This window comes from Halogeometricum rufum (genome assembly GCF_900112175.1).
Lineage (GTDB): Archaea > Halobacteriota > Halobacteria > Halobacteriales > Haloferacaceae > Halogeometricum > Halogeometricum rufum.
On the sequence record NZ_FOYT01000001.1, the window covers coordinates 676,677 to 699,832 of the forward strand.

Below are 23,156 nucleotides of genomic sequence, written 5' to 3' on the forward strand. Positions count from 1 at the left end.
TGGAGAAGCGATGCGAGACGGTCGCGAACAGGAGACGACGACCGTGAATCGAAAGTCAACCGAGAGGGCCCTCAACCGTTCCAAAGCCTGGGCCCTCGTCGGTTCACCGCCCCAAGAGTCTGAGGCATCCGGTCCACCAGAGGTGGTCCGGCGTGTCTAACGACTCGGGTGGACGCATTGAGGGTTACGACGCCGGGTCGACGACGGTCGAATCCTCGTCCGCCGAGGCTTTGGAACACATCGGTCACCGGCAGGTCTGCTTCTGTCGGGGAGGTCGACCGTGAGACTCATCGAACCGAGTTGGCACGAGGTGTCCGCCAACTTCCTCTACGACGAGCACGGACTCGCCCCGTTCTTCGCCGCCGACCGCCGGGTCAAGCAGGGCGGTGGCTCGCAGACAGCCGAGTTCCGCGATGATGGCGAGCGTTGGGTCGTACGGCTCTACTACCAGAACTCCGGGATCGTCCATCCCGGTCCGAGAACGCCGACCGGCACCGAGTTCCGCCTCGACGAGATGCGCGAGTATCGACTGGCGGTCGCTCGCCACGCCGAAGAGGATCCGACCGGTCAGCAGTCGTTCAACGCACACCTCGCCCCGCGCTGGTCGGGCATGAAAGTCGAGAACGCGCGCGGTCGACGGAGCACGCTCGACGTTCCGATTCGGGAAGGCGTCAACGTCAAAGTCAGCGGGTCGAACATCGATATCTTCCGCTATCAGGACCTCCTCCGTCAGGCGGCCGAGGCAGTCGGTATCAACGGTCGGTACTTCGAGGACCCACACGAGTACTCGAACGTTCAGGACGCAGAGCGGTACGTTAGAATCCACTGTGACGCATCGGGACCGATACACGCACGCGACGGACCGATAGCGAAGATTGGCCACCTCCTCGAACACGACCGGACGGGCTACCGCAAGGTCGTCCAGAACGACGACGATTCGCACGGCCGAAATCTCCCTGGCTACTACCACACCGTCACGCTGGGTCCGCGACGAGTGCGAGAGGCGTTCCCGTCTCACCGATTCCCGATCGAGGTGAAGCACTACTACGCACGCGAGGCGCGGTCGAAATCGAAGGACGACCCGCTCCGACACCCGAAGGTCGGCGTCTCGTATCAGGTAAGTCGGTGGGACGGGAAGATCGGGGTGACCGACGAAGACCTGGAGGAACTCCGACGCCAGTTGGACCGGACGCTTCACGCGGTGCTCATCGACGCGGGACTCAACCCGACGCCGAGCAGCGACGGTGCTGGAACGACCTACGTACCTGATCCCTACTTCCCGGCAGACGTCGACGAGGACGCCGAGGAGCCGCCGAGTCTCGATCTCACTCACATCCGTCACGAGCAGGAGAGCATCGTCGTCCGCGCTCTCACGGACGGCCTCTCGCCCGTCGAGTGGGAGTCGCTGGAGACGCTGGTCACCGATGGCGGAAGAGTATCGCCGAGGGATATCGCGGCTCGTCACGATCGCCACGAAGAGAGTGTCCGACGAGCGCTCAGACGGATGGGCGAGATGGTTGAACGCGAGTACGGGACCGTCTCGCTGAAGAGCACCTACGTCGCAGAGTTGGTCTACGACGCGGTGCAGGAGGCAGAAGCGTCTCGCGAGTCGTTCAAGCGGGCCGCTGAGACCGCGGGAAAGGCGCTCGCGTCGGCGAGGCGTGGGCTCGACGACCGGACGAGTGCGCTTCTCGCCTGGTGTGCTCGGTACGATGTCGAAGTCGACAGCCGCGGTGACGCAGTCCAACGGATTCGTCTCGGCGAACTGGATCGGGATTCCGACGCTGATCCCGAGATGCTCGTGAAGCGCGCGTACGAACTCTGGACTGACGCGAGGCAGGACGTCGAAGCGTTCCGTTCTGCTGTCGTCGAGTTTCGGCGGCCCGAGGACCGTGGCGTGCGGACGGTTGAGGCGTGGCGATTGCTGAGACGGTAGTTTCCCCGGTCGGGTCGCGGTAGGTGACCTGTCCGGGGTAGTGGCGACGCTATCTGAGTACCGTTTTCTCGGTCGAATTTGCTTGTTGTACGGGTCTGTTACACCCTCTGTTAGTGGAGTTGAGGCGTCAGGAAGGGGTTGTTCATGCTTGGTAGTCGAGAGTGGTCGGCCGAAATCGAACGGGAGGGGTTTTGTTCTCTGTTAGGGGTGTGGCTAAGAAGCCACAGCACTAAAACACCGCCTCGCTTCGCTCGGCAGATTACAGCAGAAACATAGGGGCAGGCGCGCCTGATTTGCCCCGCCCTGACATCTACTCAGTCGTATCCATTCCAGTTCTGGGCGGACTGTCTCCTCTTCAGTTGTATGTTCTTCTCTTCAAGTTCATCTTCGAGATCTCCACACAATTCAGATATATCTGATACTGAATCTTCGATCGCTTTTTCCGATTTGTGCCCGTACCAGAGGATTCCTTCTGCAGCTTGTCTTTCAACTCCAGACGCAAACATTTCGAGGTATAAATCAATTAGCCCATCAAGTGCGATACGAAGAGACGCAGTATCACGACCATACACGCCTGTTTCTTCACCTCCGTGGACCACGTGATTGCGTCGCCGTCGGAGGACGTCGAGTCGCATTTTTAGAAGTTTGTATCTACTTGGCCGATTCCACGGTACACTTGAGTCGGCTCGATCTGGTTGGTTCTTAACCGCACCACTCCCATACTCTATGACATCTTTTGAATCAGATGATCCACCATCGGTCATTACCAGCGCTTCTACCGCTTGCCACAAACAGTGGTACTCATCAATGATCGTATCGGCGGCAAACGACCGATGATACGCTGCCAAGCCTTTGCGCCAAGCTTCGGTTATTTCTTGATCACACCCAGTCCGGACAAATAGTTCGTCAACTTGCTCGGACTGTTCGCTTGACAGTCTGTGCGGCGACCCGTACTCCACCGCATTAGTCGTGCCAAAATTGAGACAGTTGTGGTCCTCGTCGCAGATGAGATGGAACGGTGGCATTGGCACGTGAGATTTGTCTATTGAGTCTGTATACTCCGGAATATCGTATGGCGCGTAGTCCGTCTCGTGATCGTAAACTACTGTAGCCACACCACCGAGAATAGCCTGAATCGTCCTCCTGAATTGAACATTGGCCTCTTCAACACTTGATGCATCGTACTTAACCCGCCAATATGAGACGGTGTTGTCGCTAGGGAGTCCGTCAGAATCACAGTACTGACTAAACGACTCTTCTGGATGTTCAATATCCCGTACTGACCCGGAGCTTAAAGCGGACTCTACTACACTCTCCCATTGCTCAGAGGTAACTGTGCGGACTGCTGATCCTCCAATATTCAATACGGACGGGAGCCGGCCCCCGTCACTCCCGACAAGATTGAGTGCACAGTAGATTTGGAACGTTCGACTTTCATCATTGGTGTCGTTTTTATTGAGAATTTTCTCGAAGATCGCATGAGGTTTCCAATCTTCAGGGAGCTGGCTTTGTCCTATGCCCAGATTCTCTTCGATACTGTGAATTTGACTTGGCGATAGGTCTTCCGCCCATGGACTTGGCGGACCATCGAAAAGTGACCGGACACGGTCGTCATCATCTGCCCGTGCTTCATAGGCTTCTAGCAACTCTTCTTCACATCTAACGATGCTTTCGATTGCACTATGTATAACGTGAACCCGGTGGTGGTCGGGGAGTCTGACGTCAAACCCAAATGTCTTCGAATCTCTATCTCCACTGTTAGAGTCTGGTATGTCGGGGTCTAGTCTGTGACTGAGTATAGCAAGAATCTGAGGGTATCGTTCTCCGTGAGCCCAAATACTAGTCGTTTCTCCTTGTTCGGCTGCATAGCGGACCTCCTTAAGTGCCCAATTCAACACGAGACCCGCTGCGACGGAACTCATCCGTTGATCCCCTCAAATTCTTCTTTTACCTGTTCGAAATAGGCTTCATTCATCAGGCGTGGGTTACTAACGCGATGGAAATCATCGCAAATGAACTCTACCTCCTCTTGATTGAACCCATACGCGTCAAAAACGGCTGCATCCACTTGTGCTTGTACCTCACGCCGCTCATCTGATGAGCCAGGTTCGATGATCTTGTCACTGACTCCAAGCTCGCTTGCAAGATCCTCGAAGGGTTCCCCGTAACAATTGAGACGGGCAGCCCTGCGCCATACCTCTTCAAAGTGTTCATCGTCGTCAGTAAGGTGTGGGAGTTGCGACTCACGGAACTTGTACATCACCACACTCTTGTCCACCTTAGTCCGCATTAGATAATCGAACGCGAGACTGTTCAGCACCCCAACCGCGGCAAACAGTTCTTCATCTGTGAATATGCGTTTGTACGCACTATGAAGTGTGTCGTTAGATAGATCCGAGAGATCTAGATCAACTTCTAACGGCCGGACAGTGTGCAGCTTGTTGTGGCAGACGTATCCTTTCGGGATTACGGTCGCGATCATCGTCCGCTCGTCGGTTGGTTGAGCAATGTCTCGATAGACGATTCGGTGTTCTTCACAATCGAGTTTGACGTCATCTTCTGAGAGCGGTGTTCCCCGTGTTTCCTCCAACAGATCGTTGACCACAGACTTCTTCGAGCCACTCTGAGTGACTCCTGTCTGCTCTCGGATTGCCGCAGATTCACCGACAAAATCGTACAGTTCGGATTTCAGGTTCCGAACCTGTTTCTCTCGAATTCGCTGTTTCGCGCTCCGTTCCGACCCATCGTCTACTGACCAGAACCTTGGTGGTTCTATATTAAACGCTGAGTCGTCGTACTGGAACGAATAGATGTTCCGCCCACCCAGGACTGGATAGTCTGCTTCCTCTCTCTCCTCGAAGAAGCGGTCGGAGTCGCTTGTTCTATGGAGCTCGCAGTAAGGATTTGCATACCAACTGTCGTCAACACTTCGACTTGCTTCGGGGTGCTGAATAATTGTCTTTAGTACATCCACCTGTTCTTGCGTTTGGACGATTGGGAAGGTGCCAGCAGTTGGTGAGTAATCGGCGAGTACAGATGCAGGTATATCCAGTAATCTCGACGAATCTCCCTCCTTGAGTTCTCGGAGGATTCGGAGGTCGGGCTGACCAAAGATACCGCGCAAGTGGTCTGTACTTCCAGAGTTCTTAAATACAACAATCCCAAATTTGTATCGGCTATCGATATTCTGGAAGATGCCGTTGTTTTTGAACCCAATAATGGACTCAGTTGTTTTCGACTCCATCAGCTCCTGACGGAGATCCTTCGTTGCGAGCCCAGTGAAGATGTTTCCAGGGAGGATCTGAGCGACATACGTACTTTCATCAGCCAGCTTATAGATCCGTTCTAAGAAGAGTGCGGAAAGATCGTTCTCTGTAGACCGTTTCCGTCCATCAACCTTGGGGTCCTGAAACTCGTAGTAATTGCTACTGTGGAAATACTCTGCGAGTCGGTGGATCTGTTCTTCATAGTGGTTATACTCCTCTTCGAGTCCGGGATTCGCTTTGGATACCTTGTCTATCTCTTCTTCTTGCTCACTCGGTAGTAGCGTTCTGAATGACTCAATCCGGTCCGCGTAGAACTCGTCACGAGTCGGACGAATCCGGTCCCACGGCGGATTACCGATGATCACGTCGAACCAGCCTTCTTGATAGACCTTTGCGAACTCGACCACCCAGTGGAATGGGTTGTAATCATTGACTTCTTCCTGAGTAACCTCCTCAAGCCCAGCCTGCTCAAATTCGTTCTTGACTCGTTCGTTGAGGTCATCACGCGCAGTATTCATCTTATTTTCAACTTCCTCGCGAAGTTCAACTGCACGCGCCCCTGACGCGGCTTCTTGATCTTCGATGAGGTCTGCGACTTCGTCGATGTAGCTCTCAACGGTATTTTCCCCGAAGTCATCCAGCGTGGTATTATCGTCGAGAACGCTTTCTTCGTCGGTGATGAACCCAATCAAGGAGTTTCCGTCTCTGATGTTGAAATCGATATTCGGTAGTGGTTCTACGCGATCGGGGTCATTCTCAATTTGTGCCACCATCGACAACCACAGTCGGAGTTTACAGATCTGTACAGCTCCGTCGTCGATGTCAACACCATAAAGATTGTTCTGGATAATCAGTCGCTTGGCAGTGAGCTCCTCCTGATCTGGGTCAAGCTGGACTGCAGTTTTGAGCGGTGACTCTTGGTCATATTCGTCGGCCGTGTGAGTCCGCTTGAGCGTCCGAATAGATCGGAGATATAGTTTGAGTAGAACCTCTTCGGCGGCAAGGAGGAAGGCCCCACTTCCCACTGCAGGATCCAGAACCGCGGTCTCGAGAAGGACGTCTTTGTAGAACGTCTCTACGTCCCGATTGAGGGAGAAGACTTGCTCGAGCGAATCGTATTGCTGTGTAACCGATGAGTGTTCATTGAGTTCGTCAATTAGATATGGCCGAATCGACCGCTGGGCCATATACTCGGTGATTTCTTCGGGGGTGTAGTAGGCTCCCAGTTCCTTTTGATTGACTGTCTGTTCGAAGATATGCCCCAAGATCTCCGGTGAGAGGTATTTTGGTTCGACAATATCGAGTCGCTCGTCGACGTTCCAATTCCACTCGTCGAGGAAACTCAATATCCTGCGGTAATTGTCATTCCGCTCTTCACTTGTCCGACCGAGTCGGATTCGTGGATTCTTGTTTTCGACGGTGGATTTTGCGAACAACCCGCCGTTCAGGTATGGAAGGTTGTCATCAGAGATGAATGAGGTGTCGATCTCACTATCTCCGTCAGCACCTTGGTCTTCTTCGGCGAGGACTTTGAAAAAGAGCGGCTCGTAGAATGCTGAGTAAACGTCGTTCTTTTCTTCGGCTGCATCATCGTGCTTCTCAAGGAGATAATCGGAGTTTCCGTTGAGCAGGCCCTTCTCCTGGATGAAATGGAGGAAGATGAGCCTGTTAAATAGTGTCTGGACATACCGGGCTTTCGCCTGGCCAGGTTTGTCCACATCTGATGACAGACCGATGACTTCGCCGATTAGCTCCGTTCTGTGAGTCTCGAATTCGTCATAGAATCGCTTGACAACCTCACGTGTGTCGTAGAGATTCTGAATAGATGTAACGTCATCTGCTTTTAAATCGTTCAGCTTGTCCAGGACAGTATACTTCCGCCCATCTCCCGTGAACTGCTGCTTTTTGAATGAATATCGCTGATAGGTGGTCTCGGTTCGTTCGCCAAACGATGGCTTTCGCGTGACAAACGTATATTGTTCGAAGTCATCAATGACAAAACAGGTCCGTTTGTTGTTGTCCAGAACACCCCGATAATCCATCGGTGACTTCCCCTCCTCGGCCAGAATGATTAGTATGAATTGACTCTCAGAGAGTTTTAGAACACGAAACGATGCCTCCTCCAGCGTTTCTTCGTCGCTGGCACTAAGCTGGTTGGAGATATCGACCTCTTCTAGCCCTCGATAACCAAACGTGTCTACAACATCATCCAACGTTTCCCACTCCGAGATATCACGTGCAGTGATATTTTGGAAGACCGTATCCATTGGTCACTTCTCGGACACGACCCTATATAAAATCATGCCACTAACTCTGTGGCTTTTCGCAGACGGTTCTATCTCGATAGAGTGACGAACATATCCGAAGCTGGACAGTATCTATGTGTTACACTCACCGTGCCGTCACGATCCCCCAACAGAAAATACCTGCTGCAGCTGAGCTCGCACCAGCCAAGGTCGACTGAAAGTCTGGATTCTCCTCAATGAACTCCTCCAGGAAATTGTGCAACTCCGCTAAGAATGCCTCCGTCTCCCAATCAGTCAGTGCCTTCCCTTCAATCCGGAAGCGCTGACGGAGTTCGTAGTCCTCGTCGGTATTGGCCAACAGGACTCCATTCAGCCGCTCGTGCAACTGTTCGGCCCACTCGCCGACTTCGGTCGGATCTCCGCCGGGCCCTGTCACTACCTCGGTGTTATTCATCAACCGAAGTTCGAGGTACTGCAGGAGTTTCTCTTGCTCGACAGAGATTTTGTCCCCTTGTTTGAACGCGCCGCCAACCTGTCCGGCCTGGATTTCTTCCAATCGGCCCTCCAGCTCGTCATCGATCCGCTCTTTCAACGACTGGATGTCTCCGGACCCGAGGTCAACTCCCACCGACTGTGTCTCTGGTGCAATCCCTAACCGCCGGACCTTCGCCACTTCCTCTACATCATCTTGCCCCGTCGCGTGATACAATGCCCGTCGCGTCCGTCCTAACGGCGGCGAACTTCCATCATCGAACCACAGATGTGCTAATCCAAACACACCCGGGTTGACTGTCTCCGGCGAGTTTTGGTACACCGTGTACAGCGGGTCGCGCTCCTGGGGCGGGGTATCGAAGTAATCCACGGCGAAATCGAAGTCTTCGGGCTCCAGGTCATACGTCTCCACCAGCTGCCGGCGCAGTTCCAATCGCTCCAACGCAGCACGCTCGTCACTGCCGGCATTCCGAAGCAGCGGGTTCGTACTTACGTCGTCGAGTTCATTGTAGTCCTCGACGGACCGCGTCCGCTCAAGCGACTCGCCGATCTCTTCGACTTCGATTTCCCCGATCGTTTTCTCAGTTTCAATCCCGGCTTTCTCTAGGGCAGCGTTCTCGTTGGGGTCGAGGATGTTGTTCTCTTTTCCGACGATGAGTGCGATGTCGCTGATCTTGGCCTGCAACCGTTCCAGCAGTTTGATCGCCGCCTCGATATCTCCGTCCGGGAAGAAGTTGTGGACGAACTTGTCGTCGGTATTCCCAATGCGGTCAATCCGACCAACGCGCTGGACGATCCGCATGGGATTCCACGGCAGGTCGTAGTTCACCACGACTTGGACGTCTTGGAGATTCACACCCTCACTCAGCGTGTCCGTAGCGACTACGTACTGGAGCTCGGATTCACCAGACTCGGCCAGCGTTCGCTGGTAACCCGACGCCTCCGGTGCGAATCGCTTGATGACCTCCTGTTTGTTGTCGTCGCCACCTTTCACCACAGCGCTGTTGGCGTCGGTGACGCGGCTGCTCTTGCGCCGGAGTGACTCATAGACGTAATCGGCGGTCGCCCGGTACTGCGTGAAGATGAGGATCTTCTTGTCGTGCTTTTCGATGACCTCGCACAGTTCGTCGATCTTTGGGTCGCGGAAACGCTGGAGGCGGAAAACTTCCTCGTAGAACTCCTTCGTCTCCTTGATGACGCCCTCCGGATCGCGGGCGGGGTAGATACGCGGATTGATTTCATCTTCGGGCACATCGGGGATCCCCGCCAAGCCGTTTTGTCCGAGCCACTGGTTGACCCCAACGGAGAGGTCGCTCAATCGGCCAGGCTCCTCGCTGATTTGACTTATGAAAATAGCGAGGAAATACGCCAACAGCGTGATGTCTTCACGGACATACCGCACCACGTCACCGATCGTCGCATCCTCGAGCTCGTCACTCGATCCATCCGAACGGATCGCGCCGGTGTCAAACCCGAATTCCTCGAGCGTCTCTTCGATTTGGTTCGCTTCCCGTTCGCTCCCGACGAACTCGGCTAGCGTTACAGGTGCCTCCTCGTCGCTATCTAAGCCCACCTGCAGGGCCCGTAAGCGCTCGATGTGTTCGTCAGAGGGCAACTCCTCCAATGCACGCAGCAACGCCGTCTCACTGTCGTACAGCGTCTTGATCGACTGGACGAACGCGTACGTCGATGACTCAAGCCGCTTGAGGAGATTTAGCTTGAACAGCGCTTTCAGCGTCCCACCGGACTGGGGATTGCGCACCGTAATATGGGGGAGGTGCAGCGCGTCGATCACTTCCGGGAGATTATCGTAGACCGGCCGATAGGCCCCCGGGAGTTGGTACTCCTCGCGGGTCACCTTCGGCGGCTTGAAACTCATATCGATGTCGTCACTCTCGATGATGCTGTCTTTCACGTGCTTGCGCGACCGCAGCACCATGATTTCGTTGAGGATCTTCGAGATCTCCTCGGAACGATCTTGCAGCTGGTCGTTGATCTTTGCGAGGCGCTCATCGGAGGCCTCTTGCTTTCCGGAGACGATCTCCTTGCGATCTTCGGACTGCTGGACATACTCATCAAAGGCGTTGAAATCGAGATTCGCCTTGTTCCGGAGTTCGTTCTCGTCGGTGAACAGGCTGATGAGGTTTTGGAGGTCCCGGGCGGAGTTGTTGATCGGCGTCGCGGTCAGCATAATCATCGTCTTCCCGCGCAACTCGCGGATGTTGGCGTGGCGTCGTGTCCCTTTGTAGTCGTCCTCGTCGTCGGGGCTGGGAGCCCACTTGCCGTGGTTGCGGAAGCGGTGTGCCTCGTCGATAAGCACCACATCCCACTGCTGCTTGAATTCCTGCAGCGTCTCGTAGGTGAGGTTCTGGAACTTGCTGATGCTCATGATGTCGAGGTGGGTCCCGTCAACGTCGAGATTGAAGAACGGGTTCCCATCCTCGTCAGTGGCGTCCTGCAACAGGTCTGACCACTGGTCGGTCAGGTTCGCGGGGACGATCAATAGACACCGCTCGTTGTTCAGCCGATAGTCTCGGAGCAGTTCACCCCCTATGAACGACTTCCCCAGTCCAACTGAGTCGGAGACGATACAGCCATTGTAGTTCCCGAGCTTCTCGCGAGCACTTTCGTAGCCTACCGCTTGGAAGTGGTATAGGGGGCTGTCGAGGCGTTCGTCGATATTCCCCCCGAGGGCGTCGTAGGCGACCAGCTTGTACAGCTCGAACGGCTCGATCTCCGTGCCGAACGTCTCCGATTCGCCACCGTTAGATGCTTTCCAATCCTGGTAGTTGTCGTTCTGCTGGATGACGTCGATAATATCGAGACTGAACTCCTCGGAGTTGGCCCACTGACTATCGTACCACTCGTCGAACGCCGCGACGTCGTCTGACTCTTCGGTGGTGAGGTTCAGTTCGATGTTACGTGTGTGACCCGAATGCGTGAAGTTCGATGACCCGACGACGGCAGCGGGCTCGTCGGTCGCGGGATAGCCGTCTTCGGTTCGAGCGGCGGTGTGGAAGCTCGCGCCCTTCGCATGGAAATAGCCGTCATCGGTGAGGCGAACGCGAACGTCGACGACGCCTTGTTCGATATACTCGCGGAGTTGATCGACCTGTTCCAGTTGCGCGCTGTTGAGCACAGAAATATCCTCATCTAAGCGCTTTCGGAACGTCTCCCGGAGGGTCATCCCCTCATCAATCTCATCGGCGGTACGTCGGTCCGTTTCATTCCCCATGAGGATCCTGAGAGGTGCTTGTTCGTCCTCGTTGGTTCCGTGGAGGTGGTTAAGTGACTCGTCGACGAGGTCGAATCCAGAGAGATAGAAATAGCCGGTGGCGATGCGGATCTCCTGACTTTCAGGGACGAGCGAGTCGAACGTGTCTGCGAGCGTCTGGCCGCGATTATCGATTAAGCGTTCGAGGTCACCGGGCATTGGTCTTCTCTGTTACTACCATCCCCTAAGTATGTATGCAGTCGGCCGTCGGAGGGGATGTCTGGACAGGCCAAGTTACGCAAGTTCGTGATACTGCTCGCTGACCATCTCGAGATACTCGTGATCCATCAGCCGTGGGCCGTCGACGAGATGGAAGTCGTCGAGGACGAACTGCATCTCCTCGGGGGCCAGTCCGTAGGCGTGGAACGCGGCGGCGTCGATCTCGGCCCGGAGTTGCCGGCGCTCGTCCTCGTTGGTCACCGGGTCGACGCCGCCCAGTCGCTCGCGCATCTCCTCGAAGGCGTCGCCGTAGCAGTTGAGCTGTGCAGCGCGCGTCCAGATGAACTCGAACCACTCATCTCCATGGGTGATCCTAGGCATCTGGGATTCCACGAGCTTGTACATCACAATATGCGAATCAACTTTTGTTCGCATCATAAAATCGAATGGAATGCTGTTCAGTAACCCCAATACCGCGAAGAGTTCCTCGTCAGAGAATACACGCTCGTAGACGTTGTGAATAGGATTCTGTGATAGGTCTTTATCGCTTGGTGAGATATCGAGTGGACGGATTGTATGGAGAGTATGAACGCACATTGTGTCTCGTGGAACGACACTTGCAATAACTGTCCGTTCATCAGTAGCTCTGGCAACCTCACGCATCACGATCCGGTATTCCGAACTGTCGGGAACGACGTCTTCAGCAGAGAGTCCTTCGCCTCGCTGATCTTCAAGTAGGTCATTGACAAACTTCTTCTGCGATTTACTGGTTTTTTCACCTTCAAGTTCATAGTAGAGGGCTCGTTTCAGGTTCCGCAGATCCTTCGATTTGACTCTGGCTCTTGCACCAATGGATTCATCGTCAGAATTGAGCCCCCACAAAGACACATCATCGAGGTTGGAGAATTCGTTATTATAGGCGAACTGCCAGACGTTCTTTCCTTCTATGATTGGATAATCTCCCTTCTTGGCATCTTCGACGAACAGATCAGAATCCTTCGATCGGTGAAGCTCTGAATATGGTTCTATTTTCCATACCCCGTCGATTTCCTCGCTGACGGACGGAAAGTCCAGGATACTACTAAGCGTGTCAACTTCGGCTTGGCTACGGATATACGGGAAGATAGCCGCTTCAGAAGAAAATCTTCTAAGCACGTGTCGCGGAATGTCCGCTGCAGCCTCAGGCATTGTTTCAAGTACGCCTACGTCCGTCTGGTAGAATATCCCCTTGACGCTCTCTGTTTCTCCCGAGTTCTTGTAGGTTATTATCGAGAATTTGTATCGGCTATCAACATCTGAGAATATTCCCTTATTTTCGAATCCAATGATCGAGTCAACAGATGTCTCCTCAAGGAGGTGTACTCGCAGGTCCTTTTGAGTTGCTCCATTTGTGATCGCTCCCGGAAGGATCTGTGAAACGTAGCCGTGGTTGGGGGCTAGACTAAAGACGCGCTCAAGAAATAATGCCGAAAGATCATTTTGGTTGTTCCCGACAGTCTTCCCTCCAATTTTGGGCCGCTGGAGTTGATAATCTGTACTTGCATTGAATATATCCGCCCGCAAGTGCATCCGGTCTCTGAACTGTTCCCAGGCTTGGGAGATTTCAGACTCTTCCAAGAGTTCTTCCTGTTTTTCGTCTTTCTCATTTGGTGGACGAGTTCTAAAGACCTCATCATATTTTGAGAAGAAGTCGTCTCTGTCAGGACTGAGAACATCCCACGGGGGGTTTCCGATAATAACATCAAATCCGTTATCAGCCATCGCTTCTGGGAATTCGACTACCCAGTGGAAACAATCGAATTCTTGTAACATCTCAGCTGTAACTTCCTTTACTCCTGCACCTCGGAGGCGTTTTGCCAGGTCTTCATCTAGTTCGCTTCTGTACCGAGTCATTCGCTGCTCAGCAATACGCCGCCAATTGGCAGCGTCCGAACTGGTGGTAGCGGACCGGTGATTATTGACTGCCTCAATTATTTCGTCGAATTTTTGTAGTACAGTGTAATCTCCGAGTGTCGTCTCTCCGTCTGAAGATGCTGGTAATTCGTCTGTGAACCCCAACAAAGAGTTCCCCTGCCGAATGTTGAAATCGATATTTGGCAGCGGCTCTACTTCATCGGGATCGTTCTCGATATCGGCAACCATCGACAACCATAGTCGAAGCTTACAGATCTCAACAGCACCGTCGTCGATATCCACCCCGTACAGATTGTTCAGAACGATCTCCCGCTTGGCGTACAGCGTCTTGCTCCCAGAGTCTTCCACCTCCTCTAGCGCCTCCTCGATAGCAGGCGTGCGCTCGAACGCCGGCAGCGCCTCGAAGTACTCTAAACAGCTCAGATAGATATCTAAGAGTACGTCCTGGGCCGCAAGGAGAAAGGCCCCACTCCCGACCGCAGGGTCGATGACACGCCCTTCCTGGAGATGCTCGAAATACAGCGTCTCGATGTGCTCACGCTGAATCGAATCTATCGCCCCGATTTGTGCGACGGCGCCCCCATCAGCGATCGCCACATCTGTCCCTCCATCACTTTCGCTGCCCAGCCCGAACAGCTCGTCAATAGACTCGTAGGACGATCCAACGTCCTCGTTCAATTGGTCAAGGAGATATGGATGAATCGTCTCCCGTGCCATGTAGTCGGTGATCTCAGCGGGCGTGTAGTACGCCCCCATCTCCTTTTGATTGACAGTCTGCTCGAAGATGTGGCCGAGGATCTCCGGCGAGAGGTTCTTCGGCTCGACGATGTCGAGGCGCTCGTCGACGTGCCAGTTCCATCCGTCGAGGAACTCTAGAATCCCACCGAATAGTTCGTTTGTCTCTTCTGTGGTCTCGCCAAGTGTCACTTCCGGGAACTCCTCCTCGATAGGAGTCGTTGAGAACAGCCCGCCATTGAGGTACGGCACCGTGCCGAAGCCTTCGGCCTGCTTGTTGTCCGCCAGCACCTCGAAGAAGAGCGGGTTGAAAAACTCCTCGTACACGTCCTCCCCCTCGTCGACGTACTCGGTGTGCTTCTCAAGGAGGTAGTCCGTGTTGAAGTTGAGGAGGTTCTTCTTCTGAATGAAATACAAGAAGATGAGACGGTCCATCAGCACTTGCACGTAGCGCTGTTTCGCGTCACCACGGTCGTCAGGAATCCCCGCAACTTCCGTCACCAGGTCCGTCTGCAGCGACTCGAACTCGGTGTAGAACTCTTTGACGACTTCTCGGGTGTCGTACAACGCTTGGACTGACTGTCCGTCGCCGTACTCGATCTCGTTGAGTTTGTCCAGCACCGAGAAGCGACTCCCACCGTCTTCAAAGGCACTCCGGTCGAATGAGAACTGTTGGTAGGTGATCCGGCCGGCTTCCCCGAATGAACGTCGCCGCGAAATGAAGGTGAATTCCTCGAACTCGTTGGTCGAAACGAGGTTCGTATGCCGACGGTAAGTCATTCGGTTCGTGAACGACTTTGCTTCCTGCGTCGGTCCGGCTTCGATGATGGAGACGAACTGATCGTCGTCTAGTTCCATCACCAACTCGTCGTCCTCGCCGAGATCCTCACGAGGGACGAGACCCCGCTTCTGGAGAGACGTAGAGATATCCTCAAGCGAGGTCCAGCCTGCAACATCGGCCGCAGTAATCTGCTGGGTATCCATACCCGAGCATCCGGCCACCCCTTATTGAATGTGTATGTAGGAGGCGACGAGATCGCCTTTGAGCTCCCAGAGGTGTTGGAGCTCTTGGAGAGCGGTTCAGGCTTCTTCATCGCAGTCCCAAGCGCCAAGATCGTCGACGCACTCGTCGAGATAGTACCTCGAGAAGAGGTCGGAACTGCGGTAGGGCGTGGCTCCGATCGTGACCTGGCTCATGCAATACCCCTAGCCGTTACTGAATCGTCAAGAAGGCAGGGGGGTCTTGGGCTTGGACTATCGGGGATGTCCGATTAATTCTGGTTCGACAAACTCCAAGCATACTTGTCAGGTATCCTGCTTAGCTGGCCTGCCCGTATGAATCTATTTGTATTTCATCAACTATGTCCAGCCAAGAGATGACTGGAATCGTAATCCTCCCCGCTGGCCGCGATGACGCGTTCGAGGACTACAGACAATTCATCCGAAGCGGACACCCGATTGACGACATCGAGTACTACCTCGATAAAGACGACATCGAACTATTTCGGACGACCTCAGACGACGATCTCGTCCACGTCTGGGGGACCTCAGTAGACAGGACGTGGCAAAACGTCGAGCGCAACGACATCGCACTCGTCTACCACGATGGCGGGTTCGTTGCCAGGGGACAAGTCCTCCAACTGCGACATGACCCCGACCTCGCGGAGTACCTCTGGAAGGAGAGCGTCGACCACGGCCGGTGGGATGACCAGAGTCCTTGGGAATACATGACCTTCCTCACCGATATTGAGGAGGTCGACGTCGACATCGAGGAGTTCAACGAGCTCGTCGGCTACGACGAGACCTACCGCCCCCAGGGGTTCACCCGCGTCGCCGACAAACGTCTCGACCAACTTACCGAGGAGGAGTCAGTCGAGACTGCCATTGCCGACCTGACTGATGCCGGCGAGCGTGTCCACCCTGTCGACGACGAGGACGATGAACCAACTCCTGCCCTCACCGACCAACTCCAGGCGGCCAGCACGAATGGTGACGCCCACGAGGAGTTCGAGAAGCTCGTTGCAAAGGCCTTCTCCCGGCTGGGGTGTACCGCCGACTGGATCGAGGGCGGCGGTGACACCGACGTGGAGATCCGCTCTCCGAAACACGTCGTTGTCGAAGTGAAGGCCCGGAGCAACGGGCGAGTCAATTCTCTCGAGGTCACCAACGTAGACAAGCACCGACGACAGCGTGGGGCCGACCACGCCATCGTGGTCGCCCCGGGATTTGCTCCGAAAGTCATTGATAACGCCGAGACAACGGACCTGACCACCATCGCCGTCGACGATCTCGTCGAACTCCTTGACCGTCGAGACCAATATGCTGTCCCACCCGAAGAGACCATAGCCCTCCTGACACGCGCTGGAGCCTTCCAGGATGACAGGCTTGACCTCCTCGATGAGTCCATACAGGACCGCATCGACGCCGGGGAGACTCTCCTCTCGATCATCCGAGCCCTTGAACGGGCTGACGGACCCGTGAAAACGGCCGAGGATGTCCGGTGGATCGTCGTCGGAATGGAAGACTCAGACGACATCCCAGCCACGGGGGAGATCCGGTCTGCCCTCCAACTCCTGACCCACTCTAGCGTGGGAGTCGTTGAACAGGACGAGAAAGGGTATCGGGTCACCACCGACTACGAGAACGGGGTACAGCTGATACGATCCCTCGGGAACATCGTACAACCATCAAGAGACGAATAATTGGTCGGGCTTTCCGGTTGTTCTAGGTGTACTGATCCTTGTTACGTCGGAATCTCGACGGGAACCGACTACTGACGACCTCCTTCCAATTCACCGAATAACTTGTCCAACGCGGAACGTGGGAGTAACCTCACAACTCGACAGGAAGATACTCACGGCAGAACTCGTGGAATGCGAGCTCTCCGAGGTTACCGATGCGCTTTCCGTCTAAATCGTCAGCTGCTTGATGGTGGGCCCGTTCACGATCGATCTCACTAGGAGTGAATCGATACATTAGCCGTATATCAGATACTCTGAGTATGAACTTTTTGCACTCCCTAGTAACAGACTGTAACGTACGTTCTTGCCACCAACAAGGGTGGTTCAGCAAGCCTTGAAGAGAAAATATTCAAATCGCGCTGTAACACCGCGTTACACCCACCGGACAGCCTCGAACGTTATTCAACTTATCCTTATCAAATACCGGCGAGGTAGTATACTTCCGTCTTCGATGCTGATCTCCCTTCCTTCCGGTCTCGATGTCGATCAGATGGTTGGGTACACAGACCTCGTCACCAGAGATGTTGCTGGTGAGTTCACACATGGCTGACAATAATTAGACAGACTGCCATCTCCTCTCTTAAATACCCCTAAGGGACGGAGCATCCACCTCATGGTTCATCTGAGGAATTTTACTGCTTCAGCCCAATTGATTGGCCCTATTGCGCATCTACGCCATTTCGGATATGATCTCGCGCCCAATTCCCGTTCACACATCGCATTAACGATTGAACACTCCGAAACCGTCAAGATCGAAACCTGAATTGGTGCCGGGTGCTCGAATCGGTACCTGTGATTGGTGTCGGCAGTCCCAAGTTTGCTCGGCTGTCGGGTAGTAGTGTAGATCCTGCTACCGTAGTTACAGCGAGAACCGAATTACTATCTTCCCTGTGACATGAATTGGTGATTCCCAATTCACCAATTACCAATTCTAATGGTCCGTATATGTACTCGATCTCGCATCCTCGAGAGTATGACGTCAAGAACGTCAGAGGCGTTCGCTGGTCGGCTCCCCGCCGACGAAGCAGCCCTCCTGGAAGCAGCAATCGAAGAATCGAGCGAAACAGAATCCGAGATCGTACGGCGCGCTCTGCGGCTCTACGTTCGGCAAAACCCGGATGACTTCGAGGTCCTCCAATCTCCAGACCCGTTCGAGGCATTCGTGGAGGAGCTGTTCTGATGAGCACTGCTGACGAGTCCTCACCGGTGGAGGGCTCAAACTCGATCGACGAGTGCGAACTCATAACGCGACTCGATGAGTTCTCCAGCTACCTCCGAGTCCGTCAATCACTCTCGAAGAAAACCGTCGACCAACACCGGTGCATGGTTCGGGCCTTCCTGACGGAAGTCGAGTTGCTCGAGCCGGAGCCCTCTGACGCGTGGGCACACAAAGAGCGGATGATGGACCAGGGCTACTCGAACAGCCACATCAATAACACGATGAAAGCGGTCGAGTACTACTTCGACTACCTGGGGCGAGGCGACGAACTCGCCACGTCCGAACGCCGTAATCTCCCCCGCAAGCGAACGGAACCGAATCCGCTGACCGCAGACGAGGTACGCGAAATTCTCGGCACCGCGAAGACGTACCGGGATACGGCTATCTTCCGCGTGTTGGTCTCGTCTGGAATCCGGAAGTCGGAACTCGCGAACCTCGACATCGAAGACGTGAATCTCGAACGGCGACGGCTGACGATTCACGAGGGCAAGGGGAACAAAGACCGGACGGCGGTCATCTCCTCAGAGTGCGCCGACGCGATCAGCGCGTATCTCCTCCGCCGCGAAGACGCCGAGACCGACGCTCTGTTCCTGTCGCGCTACGGGAACCGATTGACGCCGAACGGCGTGTATCAACTGGTCAAACGGACGGTCGCCAGAACCGATATCGAACGGAACGTGAAGGTGCACACTTTCCGCGCGACGTTCGCTCAGCGTCTCAAGGAGAACGGAGCGGACATCTACCGAATCAAGGAACTCCTCGGCCACGATGACATCCGCTCGACGATGGTCTACCTGCGAATGGAGCCCGACGAGCTGGGACGCGAGCACGACAAGTACTACGTTGATTACTGACCTAGATCGTCGTCGGACCACTGTTCCGCTATTCGCTGTTCGATAGCGGCCAGGACCGACGATACGACGTCAATCGGATGATACGATTCTAGCGCGAGATCCTCGACCTCTTCGCCGGCCGGTGGTCGATGAAAGTGTACTCGTGCGTTGTGAGGATTCGGGTGGCGGTCCCATCGACACTCCCAGCGTTCACCGCCGTTCGCCGTCTCGACGTAGTGGAGAGAAATCACCCGTCGAAAACCAGCGGAGGTCCAACCGTGCGCTTTCAATTGCGGGCGGGTACTGATCGAGGTCGAACCGAACTCGAAGCAGTCGCGGTTCGTAACTGTCCGGGTCGTACACCGTCGTGGCCACGAGAGGGTCGTCGGACAGAATCCGTTCGAGAATTCGGTCCCTGAGGACATCGACTCTGGAGCGCCCGCGACCAATGATGGAACCGGGACATGTGACGCAAACTCATCGCTCCCGCCAGAGATGGTAGAGCGAATCCTCGATATCGTCGCTGTCCAACCGACCAGTAATTCCGAACTAAGCGATCGATGGGGGATGTCTTATGGGAAAGAAGTTCATCGATATCTCACCTCAAACCTCGAGGAGTACTACTATCGCGGCCCTGATGTGAAAATCCGCGCAACTGAAGCCGCCGAAAAAATTCGTAGAGAGTGGGACGTAGTTCGAAGTTCCCATATTGAATTTCTCACGTGTCTCCGGGGCAACCGAGCTCGTACTGGTTCGTCCGGGCTTCAGCGGGTAAATTGATCGAAACGGGCTCGCCGTAGTCATTGTACGTGGTAGTCATGCTTGCTGTCGCTGTATTTTCTCCTTTCGACACTGTAAATCGGAGTTCTGTTCTGAGGAGCCGCCCGGTCTCCGCATTAATCCAAGCACGAAGTTCGGCATTGTCGATTCTCGGACCCCCGATCAACGGTTGCGACTGTGTATCCTGATACTCCGTGAGCGCGTTGACGGTCGGTTCGCCAGTAATGATCATTATCTGCTCGCCGTCGACGGTCTCGGTACCGTTCCAGTAGAGCGATCCTGACCCCAAGAGCGATAACTGTCGGGTAGCTGGAGTCTGATCTACCCACCTGGTGTCGTCGTCGAGTTCTTCGACTGCCCAGCCGTCCCAGGGGTATGCACACTCTCGATAGAGAGTCCCATTCAACACGAGAATCCGTCTCGACTCGTCGTCAGTGGTGGCGGTCGCGCGCATCTCTCGGGTTGTAGCGTCAACGACGCCGCTCAGGTCGACATCAACTCGTTCGGTGCGACTATCGGTGGTGGCCGTGATGATCATGTTCGATTCGAAGCGGTACGTCTCAGTCGTCGCTAGGGTGTCCCTCGCGTTGTCGAGAGCCTCTACGGCACGCTCTTCACGCACGTGGTTGGGACCAAGTTGTAAACATCCTGCAGTCAGGAGGGAGACGGCCAGCAGGATGTGGAGGGCAAGGCGGGCCATGAGCGATGCGATACGTATCTGGCATAAAAAATGTTGCCCGGTCAATAAACGAGATTGACACGAAGGCAGAACACGTATTCGAGAACCTTCGGCTTGAGTAACTCTAAGAGTCTCTCGCTCATACCGTCGCGTAAAATGGCGACGAACGATACTCGGAGGGCCAGCGGTAGCATCCCGGAAGACCCGGAGGATCTGCTGCCAGAGGAGAGCGTTCTCAGCCTTGACGAGTACCTCGCGATGCACGCTGCCGTAGGACACCGGACGAGATACGAGATCCTGTACCGACTCGTCCACAGCGGAGATATGAGCCCCAAAGAACTGGAAGAGGCGATGGAGGTCGACGACAGCACCCTGCATTACCACCTCAACAAGCTCGTCGACGTCGGCCTCGTCGAGAAGCGCCAGCGGACCGATCGAGGGCAAGACGGACTGTACACGTACTACCGGGCGACGGTCTTCGGAGAGGTGACGCTCACCGAGGGCGTCGACGAGTTGATCCGCGGTGAACAGGAGTTCGAAGCGATGTACGACAGTTCCGATGAAGAGTAGCCTCCGAGTTTTTCTGAGACGGTTCTGTTGAAACCCATTGCAACTGACGGTTTTCGAGGCCATGCTGAGTACACAGTGCGAGTCTGGCACGCGACTTTCATAACTGTATTAGAAAACACCAAGAAATTGTTCAGTTGATTATTCTGAAATAAATAGAAAGTTGTAGTTTCGTCCTTTGAGGTGACTGAATACAGGTCTTTCCAAAGTCGCGCCTACGTTTGAACGGCTCGATCTCAGCCTAATCAGACGAGAACTGAGGCAGTCGAGTCATCTGCGTTTCAGCCGATTCAGGGAAGTACTCCCGAAGCGTCGCGTCCATTTCCGGATCGGGATAATAGAACGAAACAGGCGGAACGAACTCCTTGAACAGGTCGGTCGGCGTGATTGGCTCTTGGAGGCGGTAAACAGTATCGATTTTGATGGCGTACCCGGTCTTGACACCTTCATAGTAATCCATGAACTGCTCTCGTTCCTCGATACCGGACTGATCACCGAATAGCCCCCACATCTCCTCTGGCGACGCTTCGATAATACGCTGGTAGGTGAAGCCTCCAATTATTTTCATCACAGGCGAGGATGCGTAAAGGTAGACGAAGTCGATAGAGTCTGCGTCGCTGAAGATGGTGCGACGGAACTCGTATTGTTTCTCGCCAGCCAGAATCTTCTCCCCGAACTCTGGCTTAATAGAGAGCAAAGCGTTCATCAATGCCTCCTTCTGTCTTTATATACTTATACTCTTCTTCACCGATTGAGTGGATTGCTTGTGGGGCCCACGATAGTACGTCATCATCTATTAAAGTCTCAAGCGAGAGGGGATTCTCTAAGTCGAAGTGCCACGAGAATCGAATCACGGTTGTCGGCTTCTCTGCCATCTCCTCGATCTCCTGCTCAGAGAACACAGACCGTTTGCCGACAAACTTCTGAATTTTGTCCGAATCGGTAGTACGGGAAAGAACTTCCTCACAGACGCCCAACGACGTAATCTCCTTGTGATCCTTCGAGCGGTAGAACAGTAGGATATCACCTGAAGACAATTTTGTAATGCGCGAATGGGAGAGATACGCCTTATGGATAGCATTCCCCTCAGAGTTGAATTCCCCCATGAACTCGCCGAGTCCCGGCTGTCGCTTTGAGTAGCCAGTGAAGAGCTTGTTATGGTACCGAGGCTGAATCGGAATGAGGAACTTCTCAACCTCCTCACCATCATAGAACGACGGGTAGTAACGCCGAGCAATCTCTGATGGGTCGATGGTCGTGTCTGGTGGAGGCGTAAGCCGCTTGAGAAAGATTTCTTCTCCGTCATCTCGATTCGATTCATGCTCAAACCCATATCTCTCGATGAGTCTCACCAAGTAGTCTTCCTCGTGGTCGACGTAGTGCGTGAGATAGACCTGATCGATTTCATACCCGATCGCTTCCCGGATGGCGATGGAGATGAGAAGCTCGCCAAGTTTCGAGCCCCACTGCACCTCTCCGACTTTGAGAGTGGAGATCTTCAGCCGTTTCTCACGCCCAAGCGGTGGATCTACGCCGATCTCCTCAATCTCCTTCGGCTTAAGGATAAGGACTGCACCAAGCTGTCCTCCATCGGTATAGTTGACCCAAGCTGGGCGGTCCGACTTTGAATTCGCCCACTTAACGAACTCGTCGTACTCTTTCTTGAGCGAGTCGAAGATGGGATCCGAAAGGTCCAATTCTCCGAAAGTAGTCCGCTGGATTGCTGCAGGCCCGCGAATTGGTGGCCGCTCAGATTGGAAGTGATCACGTCCTTCTGCAATGGTGAAAACCCGGTCTTCGATACCGAGATCCATCGCCTTCTTATGGATGCCTCGATCCTCGGTGATCAGGAACTCTACAGCGTCAGCGAAAACTGCGTAGAGTAGCATGTTGTCCACTCTGTCGTTGCCCGTCGCCTTTTTAACACGCTGTCTGAATTCGGAGTCGTTACCGCTGGGCGTAGGTGGGTAGGAAAGCTCAAGATACGTCTCGATTCGGGATTCGTTTCGTTTCCGCCGTTCCTCGTTGCTGTCTTTCCTGAGTTCGTCGGCCGAGAAAGGGTGTATCAAAATGGTGTGTCCCTTCTTTTTCAACGACTGTTCCAGTTCGCGGAGGGGTTCTGGAACGATGTCGTCATCCTCTCGGTGAATGAAGATGTTTGTGTCAATGAGAATTTTCATATTTAGCGGCGTATTCGACTATTACAACTCCTTCTCTTAGCATCACTTAGTGTTTGACATTACGCAGTATGCCATTCAGCCGAACTCCGAATTGTAATCAACTGAGACCGTTTCAATATCTCAGGGCAGAGGTCG

13 protein-coding genes are annotated in these 23,156 nt (G+C 54.3%); 6 read left to right on the forward strand and 7 right to left on the reverse strand.

The genetic code is table 11. The annotated features are described in order from the left end of the window. Positions 1 to 310: 310 nt before the first annotated feature. Positions 311 to 1,936, forward strand: a complete 1,626-nt coding sequence (locus tag BM310_RS21980) for a DUF7845 domain-containing protein (protein WP_449271703.1) — start codon at positions 311 to 313, stop codon at positions 1,934 to 1,936. 314 nt (positions 1,937 to 2,250) lie between these two features. Here BM310_RS21980 and BM310_RS20850 read toward each other — a convergent pair whose 3' ends face one another. The 4 genes from BM310_RS20850 to BM310_RS03630 form a co-directional block, all read right to left on the reverse strand. Then, positions 2,251 to 3,858, reverse strand: a complete 1,608-nt coding sequence (locus BM310_RS20850) for a hypothetical protein (RefSeq protein ID WP_143105102.1) — start codon at positions 3,856 to 3,858, stop codon at positions 2,251 to 2,253. Continuing rightward, on the reverse strand, positions 3,855 to 7,469 hold the full coding sequence (locus BM310_RS03620; RefSeq protein WP_089804705.1) for an Eco57I restriction-modification methylase domain-containing protein: 3,615 nt from the start codon (positions 7,467 to 7,469) through the stop codon (positions 3,855 to 3,857). The genes BM310_RS20850 and BM310_RS03620 overlap by 4 nt, the downstream gene beginning before the upstream one ends. A gap of 124 nt (positions 7,470 to 7,593) precedes the next feature. Then, positions 7,594 to 11,373, reverse strand: a complete 3,780-nt coding sequence (locus BM310_RS03625; protein WP_089804707.1) for a helicase-related protein — start codon at positions 11,371 to 11,373, stop codon at positions 7,594 to 7,596. 75 nt (positions 11,374 to 11,448) lie between these two features. Continuing rightward, complete coding sequence (locus BM310_RS03630; protein WP_089804709.1) at positions 11,449 to 15,006, reverse strand: Eco57I restriction-modification methylase domain-containing protein; 3,558 nt, start codon at positions 15,004 to 15,006, stop codon at positions 11,449 to 11,451. Positions 15,007 to 15,398: 392 nt separating this feature from the next. Here BM310_RS03630 and BM310_RS21210 point away from each other — a divergent pair, with 392 nt between their 5' ends. From BM310_RS21210 to BM310_RS21710, 4 genes are all read left to right on the forward strand, one after another. Beyond that, positions 15,399 to 16,724, forward strand: a complete 1,326-nt coding sequence (locus BM310_RS21210) for a restriction endonuclease (RefSeq protein WP_177232521.1) — start codon at positions 15,399 to 15,401, stop codon at positions 16,722 to 16,724. Between the two features lie 1,012 nt (positions 16,725 to 17,736). After that, the gene (locus BM310_RS03645; protein ID WP_089804711.1) at positions 17,737 to 17,943 is read left to right on the forward strand and encodes a hypothetical protein; all 207 of its coding nucleotides are present in this window, start codon (positions 17,737 to 17,739) and stop codon (positions 17,941 to 17,943) included. 143 nt (positions 17,944 to 18,086) lie between these two features. Beyond that, positions 18,087 to 18,836, forward strand: a complete 750-nt coding sequence (locus tag BM310_RS03650) for a tyrosine-type recombinase/integrase (RefSeq protein WP_089806992.1) — start codon at positions 18,087 to 18,089, stop codon at positions 18,834 to 18,836. Positions 18,837 to 19,310: 474 nt separating this feature from the next. Then, positions 19,311 to 19,595 carry a DUF5797 family protein gene (locus BM310_RS21710; RefSeq protein WP_245778422.1) on the forward strand — a complete coding sequence of 95 codons (285 nt, stop codon included), beginning with the start codon at positions 19,311 to 19,313 and terminating at the stop codon, positions 19,593 to 19,595. On the opposite strand, the gene BM310_RS03660 is transcribed toward BM310_RS21710, so the two are convergent. Then, positions 19,534 to 20,295, reverse strand: a complete 762-nt coding sequence (locus tag BM310_RS03660) for a hypothetical protein (protein WP_089804714.1) — start codon at positions 20,293 to 20,295, stop codon at positions 19,534 to 19,536. The genes BM310_RS21710 and BM310_RS03660 overlap by 62 nt on opposite strands. 135 nt (positions 20,296 to 20,430) lie before the next feature. Here BM310_RS03660 and BM310_RS03665 point away from each other — a divergent pair, with 135 nt between their 5' ends. Next, a complete protein-coding gene (locus BM310_RS03665; RefSeq protein ID WP_089804717.1) occupies positions 20,431 to 20,844 on the forward strand; it encodes a winged helix-turn-helix domain-containing protein in 414 nt (137 codons plus the stop codon). Between the two features lie 238 nt (positions 20,845 to 21,082). Here the strand turns inward: BM310_RS03665 and BM310_RS03670 are convergent, their stop codons facing one another. Together BM310_RS03670 and BM310_RS03675 are read right to left on the reverse strand one after the other, a co-directional pair. Continuing rightward, positions 21,083 to 21,547, reverse strand: a complete 465-nt coding sequence (locus BM310_RS03670) for a hypothetical protein (protein WP_089804719.1) — start codon at positions 21,545 to 21,547, stop codon at positions 21,083 to 21,085. Continuing rightward, the gene (locus BM310_RS03675; protein WP_089804721.1) at positions 21,525 to 23,021 is read right to left on the reverse strand and encodes a PIN domain-containing protein; all 1,497 of its coding nucleotides are present in this window, start codon (positions 23,019 to 23,021) and stop codon (positions 21,525 to 21,527) included. The genes BM310_RS03670 and BM310_RS03675 overlap by 23 nt, the downstream gene beginning before the upstream one ends. Positions 23,022 to 23,156 lie beyond the last annotated feature (135 nt).

Excerpts from the sequence above, each read along its gene's own strand:
- BM310_RS03625 (WP_089804707.1), bottom strand. The coding sequence starts at position 11,373 with ATGCCCGGTGACCTCGAACGCTTAATCGATAATCGCGGCCAGACGCTC.
- BM310_RS03675 (WP_089804721.1), bottom strand. The coding sequence starts at position 23,021 with ATGAAAATTCTCATTGACACAAACATCTTCATTCACCGAGAGGATGAC.
- BM310_RS03630 (WP_089804709.1), bottom strand. The coding sequence starts at position 15,006 with ATGGATACCCAGCAGATTACTGCGGCCGATGTTGCAGGCTGGACCTCG.
- BM310_RS03660 (WP_089804714.1), bottom strand. The coding sequence starts at position 20,295 with ATGGCCCGCCTTGCCCTCCACATCCTGCTGGCCGTCTCCCTCCTGACT.
- BM310_RS03670 (WP_089804719.1), bottom strand. The coding sequence starts at position 21,547 with ATGAACGCTTTGCTCTCTATTAAGCCAGAGTTCGGGGAGAAGATTCTG.
- BM310_RS03645 (WP_089804711.1), top strand. The coding sequence starts at position 17,737 with ATGACGTCAAGAACGTCAGAGGCGTTCGCTGGTCGGCTCCCCGCCGAC.
- BM310_RS21710 (WP_245778422.1), top strand. The coding sequence starts at position 19,311 with ATGGTAGAGCGAATCCTCGATATCGTCGCTGTCCAACCGACCAGTAAT.
- BM310_RS03620 (WP_089804705.1), bottom strand. The coding sequence starts at position 7,469 with ATGGATACGGTCTTCCAAAATATCACTGCACGTGATATCTCGGAGTGG.
- BM310_RS03665 (WP_089804717.1), top strand. The coding sequence starts at position 20,431 with ATGGCGACGAACGATACTCGGAGGGCCAGCGGTAGCATCCCGGAAGAC.
- BM310_RS03650 (WP_089806992.1), top strand. The coding sequence starts at position 18,087 with ATGGTTCGGGCCTTCCTGACGGAAGTCGAGTTGCTCGAGCCGGAGCCC.
- BM310_RS21210 (WP_177232521.1), top strand. The coding sequence starts at position 15,399 with ATGACTGGAATCGTAATCCTCCCCGCTGGCCGCGATGACGCGTTCGAG.
- BM310_RS20850 (WP_143105102.1), bottom strand. The coding sequence starts at position 3,858 with ATGAGTTCCGTCGCAGCGGGTCTCGTGTTGAATTGGGCACTTAAGGAG.